Source organism: Sphingomonas sp. CFBP9019 (assembly GCF_034045155.1).
Classification (GTDB): Bacteria; Pseudomonadota; Alphaproteobacteria; order Sphingomonadales; family Sphingomonadaceae; genus Sphingomonas; species Sphingomonas aerolata.
Genome location: NZ_JAXCWK010000002.1, coordinates 59877 through 74864, shown reverse-complemented (window position 1 = coordinate 74864; position 14988 = coordinate 59877). Strand labels below are relative to the sequence as shown.

General features: G+C 64.1%; 11 protein-coding genes and 1 pseudogene. 6 read left to right on the top strand and 6 right to left on the bottom strand.

The genetic code is table 11. The features are described from left to right. Positions 1-41: 41 nt before the first annotated feature. On the bottom strand, positions 42-2573 hold the full coding sequence (locus SOM18_RS04430) for a TonB-dependent receptor (RefSeq protein WP_320481377.1): 2532 nt from the start codon (positions 2571-2573) through the stop codon (positions 42-44). A gap of 121 nt (positions 2574-2694) precedes the next feature. Here SOM18_RS04430 and SOM18_RS04425 point away from each other — a divergent pair, with 121 nt between their 5' ends. Further along, a complete protein-coding gene (locus SOM18_RS04425) occupies positions 2695-3417 on the top strand; it encodes a response regulator (protein ID WP_320481376.1) in 723 nt (240 codons plus the stop codon). Further along, positions 3414-4787: a HAMP domain-containing sensor histidine kinase gene (locus SOM18_RS04420; protein WP_320481375.1), complete on the top strand. Its 1374-nt coding sequence runs from the start codon at positions 3414-3416 to the stop codon at positions 4785-4787. Before SOM18_RS04425 ends, SOM18_RS04420 begins: the two co-directional genes overlap by 4 nt. Before the next feature lie 295 nt (positions 4788-5082). Here the strand turns inward: SOM18_RS04420 and SOM18_RS04415 are convergent, their stop codons facing one another. The 3 genes from SOM18_RS04415 to SOM18_RS04405 all read right to left on the bottom strand — a co-directional run bounded on the left by SOM18_RS04415 (position 5083) and on the right by SOM18_RS04405 (position 7231). Continuing rightward, positions 5083-5832: a hypothetical protein gene (locus SOM18_RS04415; protein ID WP_320481374.1), complete on the bottom strand. Its 750-nt coding sequence runs from the start codon at positions 5830-5832 to the stop codon at positions 5083-5085. A 50-nt stretch (positions 5833-5882) separates the two neighbouring features. Next, positions 5883-6380, bottom strand: a complete 498-nt coding sequence (locus tag SOM18_RS04410; protein WP_320481373.1) for a DUF2306 domain-containing protein — start codon at positions 6378-6380, stop codon at positions 5883-5885. A gap of 107 nt (positions 6381-6487) precedes the next feature. Then, positions 6488-7231 carry a LytTR family transcriptional regulator DNA-binding domain-containing protein gene (locus tag SOM18_RS04405; protein WP_320481372.1) on the bottom strand — a complete coding sequence of 248 codons (744 nt, stop codon included), beginning with the start codon at positions 7229-7231 and terminating at the stop codon, positions 6488-6490. 291 nt (positions 7232-7522) lie between these two features. On the opposite strand from SOM18_RS04405, the gene SOM18_RS04400 reads away from it, so the two are divergent. The 4 genes from SOM18_RS04400 (at position 7523) to SOM18_RS04385 (ending at position 11500) form a co-directional block, all read left to right on the top strand. Then, on the top strand, positions 7523-8602 hold the full coding sequence (locus SOM18_RS04400) for a DUF5694 domain-containing protein (protein ID WP_320481371.1): 1080 nt from the start codon (positions 7523-7525) through the stop codon (positions 8600-8602). 592 nt (positions 8603-9194) lie between these two features. Beyond that, positions 9195-10130, top strand: a complete 936-nt coding sequence (locus SOM18_RS04395; protein WP_320481370.1) for a YihY/virulence factor BrkB family protein — start codon at positions 9195-9197, stop codon at positions 10128-10130. Beyond that, positions 10127-11140, top strand: a complete 1014-nt coding sequence (locus tag SOM18_RS04390; RefSeq protein WP_320481369.1) for an AI-2E family transporter — start codon at positions 10127-10129, stop codon at positions 11138-11140. Before SOM18_RS04395 ends, SOM18_RS04390 begins: the two co-directional genes overlap by 4 nt. Before the next feature lie 90 nt (positions 11141-11230). Beyond that, positions 11231-11500, top strand: coding sequence for a hypothetical protein (locus tag SOM18_RS04385; protein WP_320481368.1), 270 nt, complete (start codon positions 11231-11233; stop codon positions 11498-11500). A 479-nt stretch (positions 11501-11979) separates the two neighbouring features. On the opposite strand, the gene SOM18_RS04380 is transcribed toward SOM18_RS04385, so the two are convergent. Together SOM18_RS04380 and SOM18_RS04375 are read right to left on the bottom strand one after the other, a co-directional pair. After that, positions 11980-13332: an MFS transporter gene (locus SOM18_RS04380; protein WP_320481514.1), complete on the bottom strand. Its 1353-nt coding sequence runs from the start codon at positions 13330-13332 to the stop codon at positions 11980-11982. 127 nt (positions 13333-13459) lie between these two features. Then, a pseudogene (locus SOM18_RS04375) lies at positions 13460-14641 on the bottom strand (MFS transporter); the annotation flags it as partial. Positions 14642-14988: the final 347 nt, after the last annotated feature.

The following is a 14988-nucleotide window of genomic DNA, read 5'->3' as shown; positions in this document are numbered from 1 at the left end:
GAACACCTGCTTGGCGACAGGTCATGGCGCCGCCCGACCAATCAGAAGACCTTCCGCAGATTGAAGCTGAATACGCGACCGAGCGGGTCGAGATAGGTAGGCTGGTAACTTAGCGGTGTCCCGCCGGCGAGGTCGCGCACTTTCGGGCGGGTCTTGAAGAGGTTGGTGACGCCGATGGTGGCACGGGTACCTTTCAGCCATGCGGGGGCGTCGGAACCGCCGAAGCGTTCAGCAATGTTGGCGAATAGGTTGACGTTCACCGTCGCGAATTCGTCGAAGCGCAGGTCGTCCACGGCGTCGCCCGATCCGCGGGTCCAGGTCCCGCTCCGCCAGGTGGCCGTAACGCGGGCACCCAGACCACGCTTGAAAGCGCCGGCCTGGAACTCGACCTCGTGACGACGCCTGCCACCGCTGAAATCGACCGCACCGCCATCCAGCAGGTCGAGCGCGGGAAGTCCCGCCCGCAGGGTGATCGCATCCTGCAGATACCAGTTGTGGTATAGGCTGACGAACATCCGGCTCGTCAGGTTGGCAACACTTCGAGACATCGCGCTCCCCGTCTCGGCCCGGGTAAAGACGGCGTTCGGCAGCGCCCGCCGGGCTTCCGCCTCGCTCGCAAACATCCGCGCCCGGGCGTTCTGGATGGCTGGGGGCACCGGTCCCAGCGGCCGGGTGAAGTTGATGCCCCAACGTACCTGCTCCTGACGGGCCTCGGCGAAGTTGAGTGGACGTCCGTCGATCCGCTGAATTCGCCCTTCGCCATTGCGCGTGAAGCGATCAGAGAAGGCGGCCTCGATCCGCGGTGCCACGATCGGGAAGGCGGCGATCGGGTCGTCGATCCGCGTGGCGACATAATCAAAGCTGAAAGTCAGGTCGGTGCGGGTAAGGGGGCGGACGTTCAGCCCCAGCCGGACGACGTGACGATCGTCGGGACGCAGGGCCGTATTGCCGCCCGTTAAACGCGTGACATCGACCACCTCGCCCAGGCTGATATCAAACGTCCGGACATTGGGGGTGACCAGCAAGGGTCCGGAGAGCTGCTCCAGCGTCGGCGCGCCTTCCTCGTCGGTGACGGAAGCAATGAAGCCGACCGCATCCACCGGCGACCAGGTAAAACCGTAGCCGAAGGTTCGCAGGCTGCCGACATCGGACAATCGCTCGACCGCGAGGTTCATGTTGGCGGAAAGGTTGCCGATCGGGGACGCCATCCTGCCGGTACTGCTCAAAAGGGGAAGGTCGAGACTGACCTGCGCCGACGCCTGGCCGCGGGAGCGGTCGGATTGGCCATCCGCGCCGCCACGCGACGATCGGCCCTCGAAGCCGCGAACATCGACACCGCCGCGCAGGCTCGCCGACACTGGTCCTGTGGGTAGTTCCAGGACCGGGCCGGTCATCAGCAGATCGGCATTGGCAAGCGTGTCGATCGACCGTGCCTCGTCGCGCCTGCCGGTTGCATCGGCAATGTCCGTGCGTACCTTGGTACTGGTGCGGTCGTAGTTGCCGGTGAACGTCCACAGCCACCGCCCGCTCCTGCCGCCCAGCGTGGTGCCGAGGTGTCCGACGCGCCGGTCGCTGTCGCGGCGCAGCGGACCATCCTCGCCAAGTCCGAGCAGGCTTACGCTGCTCTTCGCGTCGAAACGGGCGTTCAGTGTCGCGGACACGTCGTTCAGGACATGACCGCTGATCAGCCCGTTGACGGAGCCCTGCTCGCTTGACGGCAACAGCGTCCGGAAACGACCGAGTTCCGGCGATCCGGAAAACTGCCGCACATCCCGGTCGCTCTCTAGCAACGACGCGGCCCGGTTGTACGTTGCGCCCAGACTGATGCGGGTATCCCCGCGGAGCTTGAGATAGTCGACATGGCCGACGCCGGTGTCGCGCCCTCCCTCAGTCGGCGCGAGATAGCTTGCCTGGCCGACGCGAGAGGTGAAGCGCTCGTACGTCATCACGTTCACGACCTTCCGGTCGGCGCGATAGCCGTATCTGAGCGCCAGTTCCTCGGGAAATACCTCCATCCGCTCGATCGCCTCGGTGGGTATGCGCGCGATCTCGGAGAAGTCCGACACGCGCCGCCCGTTGAGCAATGTGACGGGGCCGCTGTCCCCGCGCCCGCGGTTGCTTGCCACCTGCGGGCCGATCGCCTCCAGCAGCGCGCCGATATTGTCAGCACCGAACGCCCTGATATCGAGCTGATTGAACGTGCGTTCGGCTGGGAGGTCGCCGACCACCGCACCGCGCGGCCGTTGTCCGTTCACCACGATGTCGCTCCCGTTCGCGCCTGCACCGGACCCACCCGCCGCCCTCATCAAAGAGGACGGGTTCTTGCGGAACTGTTCTTCGAGCTGAAGCTGGATCTCGGGAGGCAGAGGTTTCCCGTCGGCACTGCGAAACTCCATCCGGGGTGCGGCGTCTTTGGAGGGAAGCCGAGTGTCGATCGGTAGATCCGTCCGGCCCGGCTGTGCCGGAACCTGGACCGGCGGGGAGGACGCGGCGGACTCTGGCGTCTGTGCGTCAAGCCCACCCGACGCCACGCCAGCCAACAATCCTGCCACCAGCCCATGTCCAGCCTTCATGCCATTTCCTACGAACCGTATGTCCGGCTGGCGTTCGAGCGGATTCGGGTAGCCTCGTGATGGCCGTTCGGTAGCGTGCCGTGATACGCAAATGCTACATAGCGTTGGTAGAAGCACAGCCATGGAACCCGAGCTCATCGCCGCCAGCACGATCCTCATCGTCGACGACGATGCCAGCATCCGCGATGCACTCGCAGATTTTCTTGGCGGGCACGGTTATGCGGTCCGTACCGCCGGCAACGCTGCGACGTGCGAACGCGAAGTGGCCAAAGCTTCCGTCGATCTGATCGTGCTCGACGTGATGATGCCGGGAGAGGATGGGCTGTCGCTGTGCCGCCGCCTTGCCCCCGCCGGCACGCCGATTCTGATGCTCAGCGCCCTCGACGCCGTCACCGACCGGATCGTTGGGCTGGAAGTCGGCGCCTGGGATTACTTATCCAAGCCGTTCGAGCCGCGCGAACTGCTGGCACGGGTGCGGGCGCTGCTGCGAAGGCCGGGGGTGGAGCGTCCCACTACCGCCCGCGCATCCTGCGGAGTGGTGTTCGTCGGTTGGTGGCTCGATATGGCCGAGCGACGGCTGCGCGATCCCGACGGACGCGCGCTGTCACTAAGCGAGGGCGAACACGCATTGCTCGCGGCATTCGTGCGCTGCCCAGGCCGCATCCTCACACGCAATGCACTGCTCGACCTCGCGCGCGGGCTGGATGCCGCGTCCTATGATCGGGCGATCGACATTGCCGTCAGCCGCCTGCGTCGTAAGCTGGCCGAGGCGCATCCGGCCCCCCTGATCGAAACGGTGCGCGGTGTCGGATACCGCTTCCTGCCGACGGTCCATGCTGCATGAGACGCACACCTAGTGCGCTCGTGGCGATCGGTGGCTTTGGCGTTGCCGTCGCCACATTGAGCGTCGCCACCACCGCCGCGATCGTCATCCTCGCGCCCCAGCCGCCCGTACTTCGCATCAGCGCGAGCAAAGCTATCGAAGCGTTGCACAGGCCTGTTCCCGGATTTGATCGCTATTTCGTCGCCGAGCCGCCTCAAGGTGCACGCCTGACGATGCTGGAAGGACTGATCGCAGCCGAGGTTGGCCGGTCTCCACGCGATGTGCGGGTGACATGGCCGGACGGTACGGCGCAGATCGGCATACATGTGCGGAAAACGACAATCAAAACGGTGCGAAGCCCCGGTGCCGCTGCACTGCCGCCGGCGTTCGTCCTCGTACAGCGGGCGCAGGGCCGTTTCGATATGGTCGCGCCAGGTGCCGCGGGCGGCGTGGTCCGCTCCGCACTCATCGGCCTGCCAATGACCGCCTTCACGACAAGCCTACGACAGCCGGGTGGTCGCTGGCTCAGCGTGGAACCGACGCGACCCTTCCTTGGCGGGTGGCAGCGCAACATCCTGATCGCGCTGGCCATCAGCCTTCTGCTGCTTGCTCCTATCGCGTGGATTTTCGCGCGACGACTGACCCGTCCCTTCCGCGCCCTCGCCGGGGCGCTCGACGACGATCGCGCAGTCCCGCTCCCGCACGAAGGACCGCGCGAACTGCGCGAAGCGGCTGCGGCGATCGCGGCTATGCGCGACCGGCTCGCCATCGAGGCGGTGGAACGCTCGCGAATGCTAACCGCGATTGCCCATGACCTGCGCACGCCGCTGACCGGCCTTCGCTTGCGGATCGAGGCCGCGCCCGAACCGCAGCGTGCCCGCATGGTCGAAGATGTCGAACGGATGCAGGCGATGATCGGGGAGGTTCTGGCTTTCGCACGCGACGCCGCTGCGCCTGCCGAAGTGGTCGATGTCCGGCCTCTGCTCGACGCAATTGTCGAGGATATGACTCAGGGCACCACGATTCTCCGGCTCCTGCCCGGCGACAAGGCGCGAATTGCGGCGCCCGAACTCACCTTCCGGCGCGCGGTCGAGAACCTCCTGCGCAACGCAATCGATTATGCAGGAGGCGGCAGGCTTACCGTGCGCCAGGCCGGCACCAACGTTTGCATATCGATAATCGACGATGGCCCCGGTATTCCAGCCGGGGATCGCGAGCGTCTGCTGCGTCCGTTCGAACGTGGCGACGCTTCTCGCAATCGCGATACGGGCGGAGCAGGCCTCGGCCTCAGCATCGTCCGCGACTTCGCGGCCGGGTACGGCGGTGACTTCACCTTGGCCGATGCCCCGAATGGCGGAACCATTGCGACGCTTAGCTTGCCTTCGGCGTAACGGCCCGCTCCGTTCGTCGGCGCTGCTCAGACGCTAGCATATATCTATACCGGTTCTACGCGACGTCCCCTAATCGAATTCAGTCATGTTCGTTATTAGACGGCTGCCGTCCGACCGTTTTCAAGCCGCGTACCGCAGATAGCTTTCCTTGCCTGCCCTCGCGCAGCGAGGACCCATACCCCGCCATTCGAGTGCCCTTCCCCGCTTCTCAACTTCAGACACTCATTCATGTCCTAGGCGAGGTAGTGCCGCAGGCAGTCCCCTGACTGCTCAGCGAAGCCCCTAGTCCGTTGCGTTACAAGGCGATCCCCGGCCCTAGGATCGCGACAAACGCTACCGTCGCGAAGATAGCAGCCACGCGTAGCAGCCAACTTGGCGAAAGTGTGGTCGCCGATGCGGCAGCCGTTGGCTTAACGAACCGCCCCATGCTCAACAGGCCGGCATTACCGCCGAGTGCGACCCCAATCGACGCGCCGATCGTAGACCGCCAGTCACTACCCGCCGCCAGCGCCGCAGCCAGTGAGATCGCCCCTGTCGTCATCCACACAATGACCGCACACCGCCGTGCCTGCGCCGCCAAACCTTCACCGTCTAGCATGCGCGACAGCATTCCCGCAGCGAGGCGTACGACGGCATAGTAACCGGCGATGCCGACGACCGCGAGCGCAACACGCGCGAGAACAGGATCGGTCACCCCCGCCATCACTCCGCGCCCGTTCCAATCACCGATGCCGAAGACTGCGGAGAAGACGAGATAGCCGAAGGTGGTCAATCCGTTGAGTGCGAACACGATCCAACCGGCGAGCCGCCCCCTCAGCGAGCCGCTTCCTCGCCAGACGAGCCAGCCAAGCGCGGCGAGGATGACGTTGACCGCGGTTCCAGCGCCTGCGACGATCCGCCCGCCCCACAGCGACATTGCTTGTGAGTTGCATCCGAAGTGGAAGGTGCTCCAGTTCGTTGGATCGCCCCCCATTGCAGAGCAGGCGAGGCCGTGCCCCATTCCCTCGTGCAGCGTGGCCGCCGCGACCCACGCCAGCGCCGCCAATGCGACGACGTCCGCGAGTGGCGCGCGCGGATCGGTAGACGACCGCGGCGTCATGCCGGCACCGATGTCGCGGTTAGGCGCGTCCGCACCAGCCAGCCACCGGCGCCGAACAACGCGAGGTTCAGCGCGATCATCAGGGGCCAGTGGCTGCGCGGGTCACTGAACCGGCTGATGCCCATCATTGGATTGATCAGCAGTTCGGTGACGAACGCCATCCACAGGCCGACATAGTTCATCGCCATCCGTCGCTGGTGGGTGACGAGGTCGCCAGGCTCACGCGTCCGGCGCCAACGACGTAGCGCCAGCAGCCCCATCGCCAGCGTGGCGATATTGACGAGCGCGATAACGTGAAAGACGTTGGGCCGCCCCGTGAGGTCGTACATCGACAAGGCAGTAGCGTTGATCGCCAGGATCGTGGCGGCATAGATCCTGCCAACGCGCCTGTGCCGCGCTGTCCCCTTAGGCACCATCAACACGACTGCGCCGCTGACTAACGCCACGCTTCCCATCGCGACATGCGCCGCGCCGATTGCCGATATCCCACCCATCGTCCGTTCCCTATCCCCAATACAGGAGCGGTGATGGTCAATCGATCGCGGTTCAGTAAGGTGTGATTGCGCCGGAAAGGCACAAATTTCGCGAAACCGGTTTGGCGTTACGTGAATTCGCCGCGCTCCAGCCAACCTCGCGCTCGACACAGCGCGACGCTCGTCTCGCTGACCGGCACGCGCGACCCGTCGGCGAGGTGAAGCGACCAGCGCCGCCCGGTGCGCTCACTGCCCGTAATGGCGCAGTCTGCGACCCAGGCTCCCCGGTGGACCTGCGCACCCTGCATGTCGGATAGGTCGCCGACGGCATCGCGGAAACGATAGTGCACCAGCAGCGTCCCCCCACCGCGCACGGCGAGGCGGCAGTAATGATCTTCGGCTCGAACCGACAGCAGGTCCGCCGGATCAATGCCAGCGCGGGCGAGAATGCCGAAACTCGCGGTTGGCGTCGCTGGCGAGCATGCAGTGTCTTCTACGTCGCTGTCTTGCCTAGCCAAGGTATGCCGTGCCCGCGTGGCGCGGAGAAGGACCATCACGAAGCCCGTCACCAGCAAACCATAGAAGAACGGTTTCCAGTCGACCGAGGCGTCGGCCCGCCCCATCAGGCGGTAGAGCAGCGGTACCTCGATCGCGAGCAGCGAGTTAAGGAGAAGGGCCCCCAGCGCCATCCGGCCGGGGTCGTCACGCTTGCCAGGCAGGGATCGTCGCCAGGCGGACCAGCCGAGCATGTTTACGCCGACCAGTGCGCCCCAGAAAGCGAGCGCGAGCACAGATCCGAACGCCGTAGAGACGCCAAAGGCGTCGACGATCGTGAGAATGATTGTGATGCCTAACCAGATCACCGGTGGCATTCTGCCTGGCGTCGCAACGGTCGCAAATCGTATCCTGGCGGACCCTGTCACTTAATCCTGCACCTCGGATAGCTTATGGTGGCCGTTTAGATGCGCCATTCGCTGACGTCGATGGCCTCGCCACGACGCCGGTTCCGCGGGCGGGTCTGATGTTCGGTAAACGGTTTCTGGTAACGGGCTCCCTCCAATCCGGTCAGGTTGCCCTCTCCCGCATTGGGAGCCGCCAGCAACGCTTCCCTGATCGCTCTTGCTGTATTAGGTAAGTGTTACAGCTCCACCGAAGGGTTAAAAATGCGTTGGTTGTCGAGGTTCCTGGTAACGATCGCGGCGGTATCAGGCGTGTCGGTCGCGGTGGCGCAGGCGTACCACCCCTTCGACACGAGCCGACTGAAGGGACCGCGATCCGGACTGAAGAACCAGCTGCTCGTGCTTGGGAGCACGCACCTTTCTGGCATGCCTGCAATGTTCCGACCTGAACAACTGGGTCCGGTCCTCGACAAGCTGGCAGCGTGGCGTCCACAGGCGATCGCGATCGAGGCGGTGTCTGGGTCCCAGTGCGATTTCATGCGGCACTACCCTGATCGCTACAAAGACAGCGTCGAAAGCTACTGCTGGGATCCGGTACCCGCCGCCAAAGCTACGGGGCTGGACGTGCCAGCGGCAACGGCCGCCTGGAATCAGCTGCTCGCGACCTGGCCCGCAGCACCTTTGTCTACCGACCGACGTCGCCTCGCCGCCTTGTTCCTTGCCGGCGGTGAGAGCGCCTCTGCGCTGGTTCAGTGGCTTCGCCTCCCCGAGAACGAACGTCACGCCGGCGAAGGCCTTGATACTGCATTAGTCGCGAGGCTCGAACGCCTCCGCACTCGGAATGACGAGAGCCTGCTAATAGCAGCCGCCTTGGCTGCCCGGCTCGGGCTTGAGCGCGTGTACGCGATGGACGATCACACGGCCGACGCGCCGGTTGCCGACGAGAAAGGCTACGAAGCTGTCATCTCTAAAGCTTGGGACAACGCCGCCATGGCCAAGCGCAAGTCAAGAGATGCGGCGCTGACCGCCCGGCTCGGGCAGCCCGGCGCGATGCTTGCGATGTACCGGGACTTAAATCGGGCTGACCAGGCGAAGCTCATATTCACCAGCGACTTCGGCGCTGCCTTAGAAGAGCCGTCGGCAGACCGTCTTGGCCGTGGCTATGTCGGCTATTGGGAAACGCGCAACCTGCGCATGGCCTCAAACATCCGTGACATGTTTGCGATGCAACCAGGTATCCGCGGCCTTATCGTCGTTGGTGCCTCGCACAAGCCATACCTTGAACGCTACCTCGACCAGATGCATGACATGACGGTCATCGACGCCGAGAATGTGCTTCGCTGAACCGTGCGCCTTGGTTGCTGGTACGTGGCCGCAATACGAAAGGTTGCGAAGTCATGATCAACCTCAGAGACCCAGATGCAGACATTCCGCTGGTAGCTTCGCCTCCCCAACTTCGGCCATTCATTCATGTCTGTAGCTATCGTCGGCAACCTGTCTTTACTGCAATAGACAAACCGGCCGATCGCCTTCAGGGCGCAGTCCTTTTATCCGTCTCGGTCCCCTCCCCGGGGCAGTGACTGAAAGAGGCAGACTCGTTGCCTGATCTCCGCTTTCAGGTGCGCCGACCACATGCCAGTCACGGGATACGCGACTGGGCGAAGCATCGACCACCCCTTCGGCCCATCAACCGCCGGATGATTCTGCGAACGCTGCCTTCCGACGGGCGACCGCTGGCTGAAAGGCGCTCGTCGCTCCCGGCGAACGACTTTGGCCATCCTCACAGCCGGACTGCGGTAGGGGATCGACGATGCGGACGATTGCGCGGAACCCCGCCCCCATCTCGAACGGTATGGCGGAGCAACGTGGAGCTGACCGTGATCGATCTTTCCTGCCGCGGCTTCACGGCTGATCCCTGGACGGGAAATACCGACCCATGATGGCCACGGACTGGAAGGGTGGCCAAGCCCTTCGTGCCGGTGTTCGTCTGCTGCGCTTCAAGATGTCTACCCAAGCGCTTGGTCGGATCGGGCTGTGGGCTGTCTTATCGGCCCGAACGGTCCGTAGCGCGTTCCGTGATGATTTCGGCATCGCGGCGAGTTCGATTGCGTTTGCCGCTTTTCTAGCGATGATCCCGCTCGCTGGCGTCATTGCTGGCGTTTACGGCATGGTGGTTCCACTAACCGTGGTCGCCGACAATATGTACAAGATCGTTGCCATCCTGCCGGTCAGCGCGCAGCATTTGGTGGCGGCGAACCTGAACCGCGGGCTTGCCAGCGGTCGCGACGGGATAGTCACGCTAATCGTGTCGCTCGGGATCGCGCTGTTTAGTGCGCGTCGTGCGGGACGGTCGCTGCTTCACGGAATCAACCTAGCCTATCGGATCGAACGCGAGCGTAGCGGACTGCGTCGACAACTGGTGTCGACAATCGTGGTCCTGGGCTGCGCCGCGCTGGTACTGACCGCACTTATCTCACTGTCCATCCTCACTTTTCTCCAGAGCTATGTTCCCGACGGACTGCCGGGTGCCCGGCTGGCGTCGGCGATCACACTATTCGGTTCGCTGACGCTCGGCGCAGGCGGTGGCCTGATCGTTCTCTATCGCTATGCCCCGGCGTCGGAAGCGATCGCATGGCGCAGCGCCCTGCCAGGCACGATCGCCGGCGTCGCCCTGTGGCTGACCGCTACAATGATGTTTCGCGCCTATGTCGCGCGGTTCGCGCGCTTCGACGACACCTATGGCTCGCTGTCCGCGGTCGTGGTGTTGATGCTCTGGCTGATGGTGTCGGCCTGGGCCCTTCTGCTCGGCGCACGGCTCAATGCCGAAGCCATGCGCCATGCCGGCGAACACATAAAGGAACGTGCCGAATGACCGACATCCCCGTGCAGGACCGCTATCGCAACCGCCTGCTCGGCATCATCACCGCGATTCTGCTGATCGCCGCGTTGCGCATCGGCTTTGCGGTCATCATGCCGATAGCCTTTGCCGCAATCATCGTCGCCGCGCTCTGGCCACTGAAACGCTGGCTGGCGCGGTTCATGCCCTCCTGGGTCGCCTATACGCTGACGCTCCTGTCGCTGGTCACGATCCTCGGAGCGTTCGCCGCGGCGGTGTACCTCTCGGTCGGCCAGGTGATCGGCGCGGTTGCGTCGCAATGGGCAGGTCTCGAGCGCGGTTATAGCCACCTCGCCAACTGGGCGGCGGATCGCGGCGTGCCGATCGCCGGGACGATCAACCGGCAGCGGATCACGATGTTGGTCCAGATGCTGGCGAGCGGCGTCTACGCCTTTGTCACCTATGTCGGCTTCATCGGGATCGTGGTGATGCTCGGCTTGCCTGAAGTGCCACGGCTTCGGCGCAAGCTGTACGAGATGTTCGAGGGCGGTGCGCGACGTGACATGCTCGAAGTCGGCGAGAAGATTTCCGGCCAGATCCGCCGCTATCTCGGCACCACGCTTGCGACCAGCATCCTGACCGGCGTCGCATCGTCCCTATGGTCGTGGATGACGGGGCTCGAGCTAGTGCTGGTCTGGGGTATCCTCAACTTCCTGCTCAACTTCGTCCCCGTCATCGGCAATATCGTCGGTATCGTCCCGCCCGTGGTCTTCGCGTTCATCCAGTTCGGCGGATGGCAGATGCCGTTGCTGGTGTTCGCAGGGTTCGTTGTTCTGCAGATGACGATCAGCAACGTCGTCTACCCGATCCTGCAGGGCAAGCAGCTGTCGCTGTCGCCGCTAGCTATCATCGTCGCGATGACGTTCTGGAGCTGGGTCTGGGGCATCGCCGGAGCACTGATCGCGGTGCCGCTGACCGCAGCGATCGTCATGATCTGCGGACAGTTCGATCGTAGCCGCTGGATCGCAAAGCTGCTGTCGTCGTGACGACGAAGTGAAGTGCCTGATGAGCAGGACAAAAGCCTTGGGTCCGCGATTACGCCACCAGAACATGCAGTCAAAAACAGGGGATCGAGAATGAAGAAGACACTCGTAATCGCGATTGCAGCAGGGCTCGCTTCGCTTTCGGCCTGCAACTCCAGCCCACGCGAACAGGCCGCAGACAAGATCGGATCCAACACCGAAGCGGTTGCGGGTAATCTAGAGGATGCTGCCGACCGGGTCGATAACGAAGCCGTTGAGGATCGCCTGGAGAACAAGGCCGACGCCGTTCGCGCAACCGGTCAAAACCAGGCTGAAGACATGCGAACGAATGATCCCGACACGAACCTGTCGAACGGCATGTAATTTTGCGAGACAGGACGAGCCGCTCCCAAGCACGGCTCGCTCTGGAGGGGCGTCCAAGTAACATTGGGCGCCCTTTTCCCGTTACTCCCCCTTTTTAAGCGGCCTTCAAGACAGATACTGAAAGCCCGACCTTTCCATCTATTGGCGTCCCTGACGCTGATTGACGCTCTGTGAATCTGCGGCTCCGGCGAGCACCAACGCTGCGGTGAGGGCAGCGGAAAAACATAGCTTCGACATCTCGTTCTTCTTGTTACTGCTCCTTCAATACGATGCTCGCCCCTTTCCGTCGCGCGCAAATTGAAATCACAGCGTTGCCGTCTTCTTGATCTGGCTCGAACATAGAAAGATCGCAAGGTTACGCTGCGGAAACGTGAGTACACAGAGGTGGCGCCTCCTGCGTAAATGCTTCGCAACACCGAAGAAGACCCACATGCAGACGTTCACGCCGCTTCCTCTGCTGCCTACAATCAGACATCGGTTCAGGTTGGCGCGCCATGCTCCTTAGTTGCTTGCGGCACGAATACCGAGAGCGCCAGTGTCACGCCTGCGATCAGCAGGACGCCCCAAAACGTCAGATGCAGGCCGTGCGCCAGCCCTGCCCGGCTCGCCACTGCGCCTGCCGCCGACCCGTGGCCCGCGAGCAGTTGCTGGACCTGTTGCAGCGACCCGGCGTGGCCGCGCGCGAGGCTGGCATTGAGTACGGTGCCGAGCACCGCCGCCCCAAGCGTGCTGCCCAGATTGCGGGCAAACAGGTTGGAGGCTGTCGCGGCCCCACGCTCTGCCCAGCCCACGCTGCCCTGGATCAGCACGATTGCGGCCGTGCTCAGGAATCCCATCCCGAACCCCATCACCAAGGATCCGAACCCCGCCACGAGCGGCGGGCTCAGCGGGGACAGCAGCACAAACGGTATCGCGCCCACCGGCAGCAAGGCCGCGCCGAAGATCAGGATCGGTCGCAGGCCGAGACGCCCGAAGTTGCGCGCACCGACCGTCGCCGCCATCGGCCAGCCAAGCACCATAGCAGTGAGCATGAAACCCGCCTCAAGCGGCGAACGCCCCATGACCGCCTGGACGTACATCGGCAGAAAGGTCGTGAGGCCAATGACTGCCATGCCGCTGAACAGAGTTACCGCGTTGGTCGCAGCGATCGTGCGGCGTGCCCAGAGCGTAAACGCGATCATCGGATCACGCGCGCGCCGCTCCTGCACGACGAACAGCGCTCCGGCAGCGATGCAGACCAAGGCGGCGATCGCGGCGGTGCCGCTGCCAGCCGGCCCGGCTTCGGTGAGTGCCACCATCAGCGCCGCGATCGCGACCGTGAACAAGCCCGCCCCGATAGCGTCGACGCTGCGCTCTTGCGTCGACACGGTCTCGCGCAGGAACAGGTAGAAGCCGGCCGCCGCAGCGAGTCCGATCGGTACGTTGATCCAGAAAATCCACGCCCAGTTGAGATGCTGCATGATGAGACCGCCCGCCAGCGGCCCGATCACCGACGAGACACCCCACACGCTCGCCAGCCAGCCTTGAACCTTGCCGCGCTCATGCGTCGCGTAGAGGTCGCCGATGACCGTGATCGACACCGGCTGGATCGCGCCTGCACCCAGGCCCTGGACGAGACGAAAAACGATCAGCGATGGCATTGACCAGGCAAAGCCGCACAGCACCGAGCCGACCAGAAAGATGCCGATGCTGACAAGTAGTACCGATCGCCGGCCATAGAGGTCGGCAAGTTTGCCGAACACCACCGTCGTCGCCGTCTGCGCGAGCAGGAAGGAGGAGAATACCCACGCATAATATTGCAGGTCTCCGAGCTGTCCGGCGATTTGCGGCATCGCGGTGGACACGATCGTCGCCTCGATTGCGATCATGAACGACGCCGCCATCACCGGCCGCCAGGACGAAGCCCCGACGCACGGCAGGTGGCTTGGAAGCCTCGGTCATGCCACCGCCTACGGGTCTCTGGCGGCGTTCCGCAATCGTCCAGAGCAAGGCGATCGCCCACATGGCGAATCCTCCGAGCGCCAGCGCACAGCCCACCCACCCGGTAGCCGTCCAGCCATAGCCGGCCGCCACGACCATCCCGGCGAGCCACGGGCCGAGCGCATTTGCCGTGTTGAACGCCGAATGATTGAGCGCCGCCGCCAACCCTTGCGCGTCCTCCGCCACATCCATCAGCCGCGTCTGCAACACGGTGCCGAGCGCACCGCCGAGCCCGATCGCGAACACCGCCAGGATGATCGACCACAAATGGTGCGCCGCAACGGTGTAGACCGCGAGTGACGCGGCACTCCACACCAGCAACGCGCCCGCGGTCGGCATCAACGCGCGATCGGCGAAGCGCGGGACGATCAGATTGCCCGCCGTCATGCCGATCCCGAACACTGCGAGCACCAGCGGCACGACCGTCGATCGCACGCCCGTCACCTCGACCAGCGTAGACGCGAGATAGGTGTAGACCGCGAACAGCCCGCCAAAGCCGATCGCGCCGATCCCGAGCGTCAACCACACTTGCGGACGGCGCAACGCACCCAGTTCGCGCAAGGGGCTGGCGTCCGCGTCGGGCCGGTCGCGCGGGACGATCGCCAGCACCAGCACCACGGTCGCGAGCGCGCACACGGTCACCACGCTGAACCCCCAACGCCAGCCGGCCACCTGCCCGAGCCAGTTGGCGAAGGGCACGCCAATGATGGTGGCGGTCGTCAGCCCGAGCATCACGCGCCCCACGGCTTGCGTGCGCTGCTCCGGGGGGACAAGCGACGCGGCGACCAGCGACGCGATGCCGAAATAGGCACCGTGCGGCAATCCGCTGAGGAAGCGGAAGACGAGCATCGCGTGATAGGATGGCGCCAGCGCGCTCAGCCCGTTGGCGAGGGCAAAGAGCGACATCAGCACGATCAGCAACGTGCGGCGGCTGAGGCGGGCGCCGAACACGGTCAGCAACGGCGCTCCGACCACAACGCCCAGCGCATAGACACTGATGACGTTTCCGGCCGTCGGCTCGTCAATGTGCAACCCACGCGACATGTACGGCAGCAGGCTCATGGTCGCGAACTCGGTCACGCCGATCGCAAAGCCGCCGAGCGCCAGCGCGAAGTGAATAAGCCCGACCGACGCAGGCCGGTCAGACGGAGGAACAGGCATAAATTTAGTCCAGATTGTGCGGTGCAGCAACGCGCGAACAGTTATTTGGCTGGCCTTGATACTCCTGATGGGGGCAAGGCATTTGGAAGCCCTGCTAGGCACTAGCGATCCGCGACCGACAGCCTCGGGTAATCTTGTCCAATTAGTGGCATATCAGGTGCGCGCTGGATCAGGAACCGCGGGGTCACGCGCCAAAGATCTTGGCACCGCGCGTTTCCAAAAAAACGTTGATCAGGGTGCTGGCTTCTCAGACCCACAAGCCGACATTCGTAGGCTCTCGTCGGCTACCCAATATCGGCCATTCATTCATCAGATCGATGCGCCGCACCTGCAGGCTAATCCGTTAC

Excerpts from the sequence above, each read along its gene's own strand:
- SOM18_RS04410 (WP_320481373.1), bottom strand. The coding sequence starts at position 6,380 with ATGGGTGGGATATCGGCAATCGGCGCGGCGCATGTCGCGATGGGAAGC.
- SOM18_RS04425 (WP_320481376.1), top strand. The coding sequence starts at position 2,695 with ATGGAACCCGAGCTCATCGCCGCCAGCACGATCCTCATCGTCGACGAC.
- SOM18_RS04380 (WP_320481514.1), bottom strand. The coding sequence starts at position 13,332 with ATGCCGCAAATCGCCGGACAGCTCGGAGACCTGCAATATTATGCGTGG.
- SOM18_RS04395 (WP_320481370.1), top strand. The coding sequence starts at position 9,195 with ATGATGGCCACGGACTGGAAGGGTGGCCAAGCCCTTCGTGCCGGTGTT.
- SOM18_RS04390 (WP_320481369.1), top strand. The coding sequence starts at position 10,127 with ATGACCGACATCCCCGTGCAGGACCGCTATCGCAACCGCCTGCTCGGC.
- SOM18_RS04400 (WP_320481371.1), top strand. The coding sequence starts at position 7,523 with ATGCGTTGGTTGTCGAGGTTCCTGGTAACGATCGCGGCGGTATCAGGC.
- SOM18_RS04420 (WP_320481375.1), top strand. The coding sequence starts at position 3,414 with ATGAGACGCACACCTAGTGCGCTCGTGGCGATCGGTGGCTTTGGCGTT.
- SOM18_RS04405 (WP_320481372.1), bottom strand. The coding sequence starts at position 7,231 with ATGCCACCGGTGATCTGGTTAGGCATCACAATCATTCTCACGATCGTC.
- SOM18_RS04385 (WP_320481368.1), top strand. The coding sequence starts at position 11,231 with ATGAAGAAGACACTCGTAATCGCGATTGCAGCAGGGCTCGCTTCGCTT.
- SOM18_RS04430 (WP_320481377.1), bottom strand. The coding sequence starts at position 2,573 with ATGAAGGCTGGACATGGGCTGGTGGCAGGATTGTTGGCTGGCGTGGCG.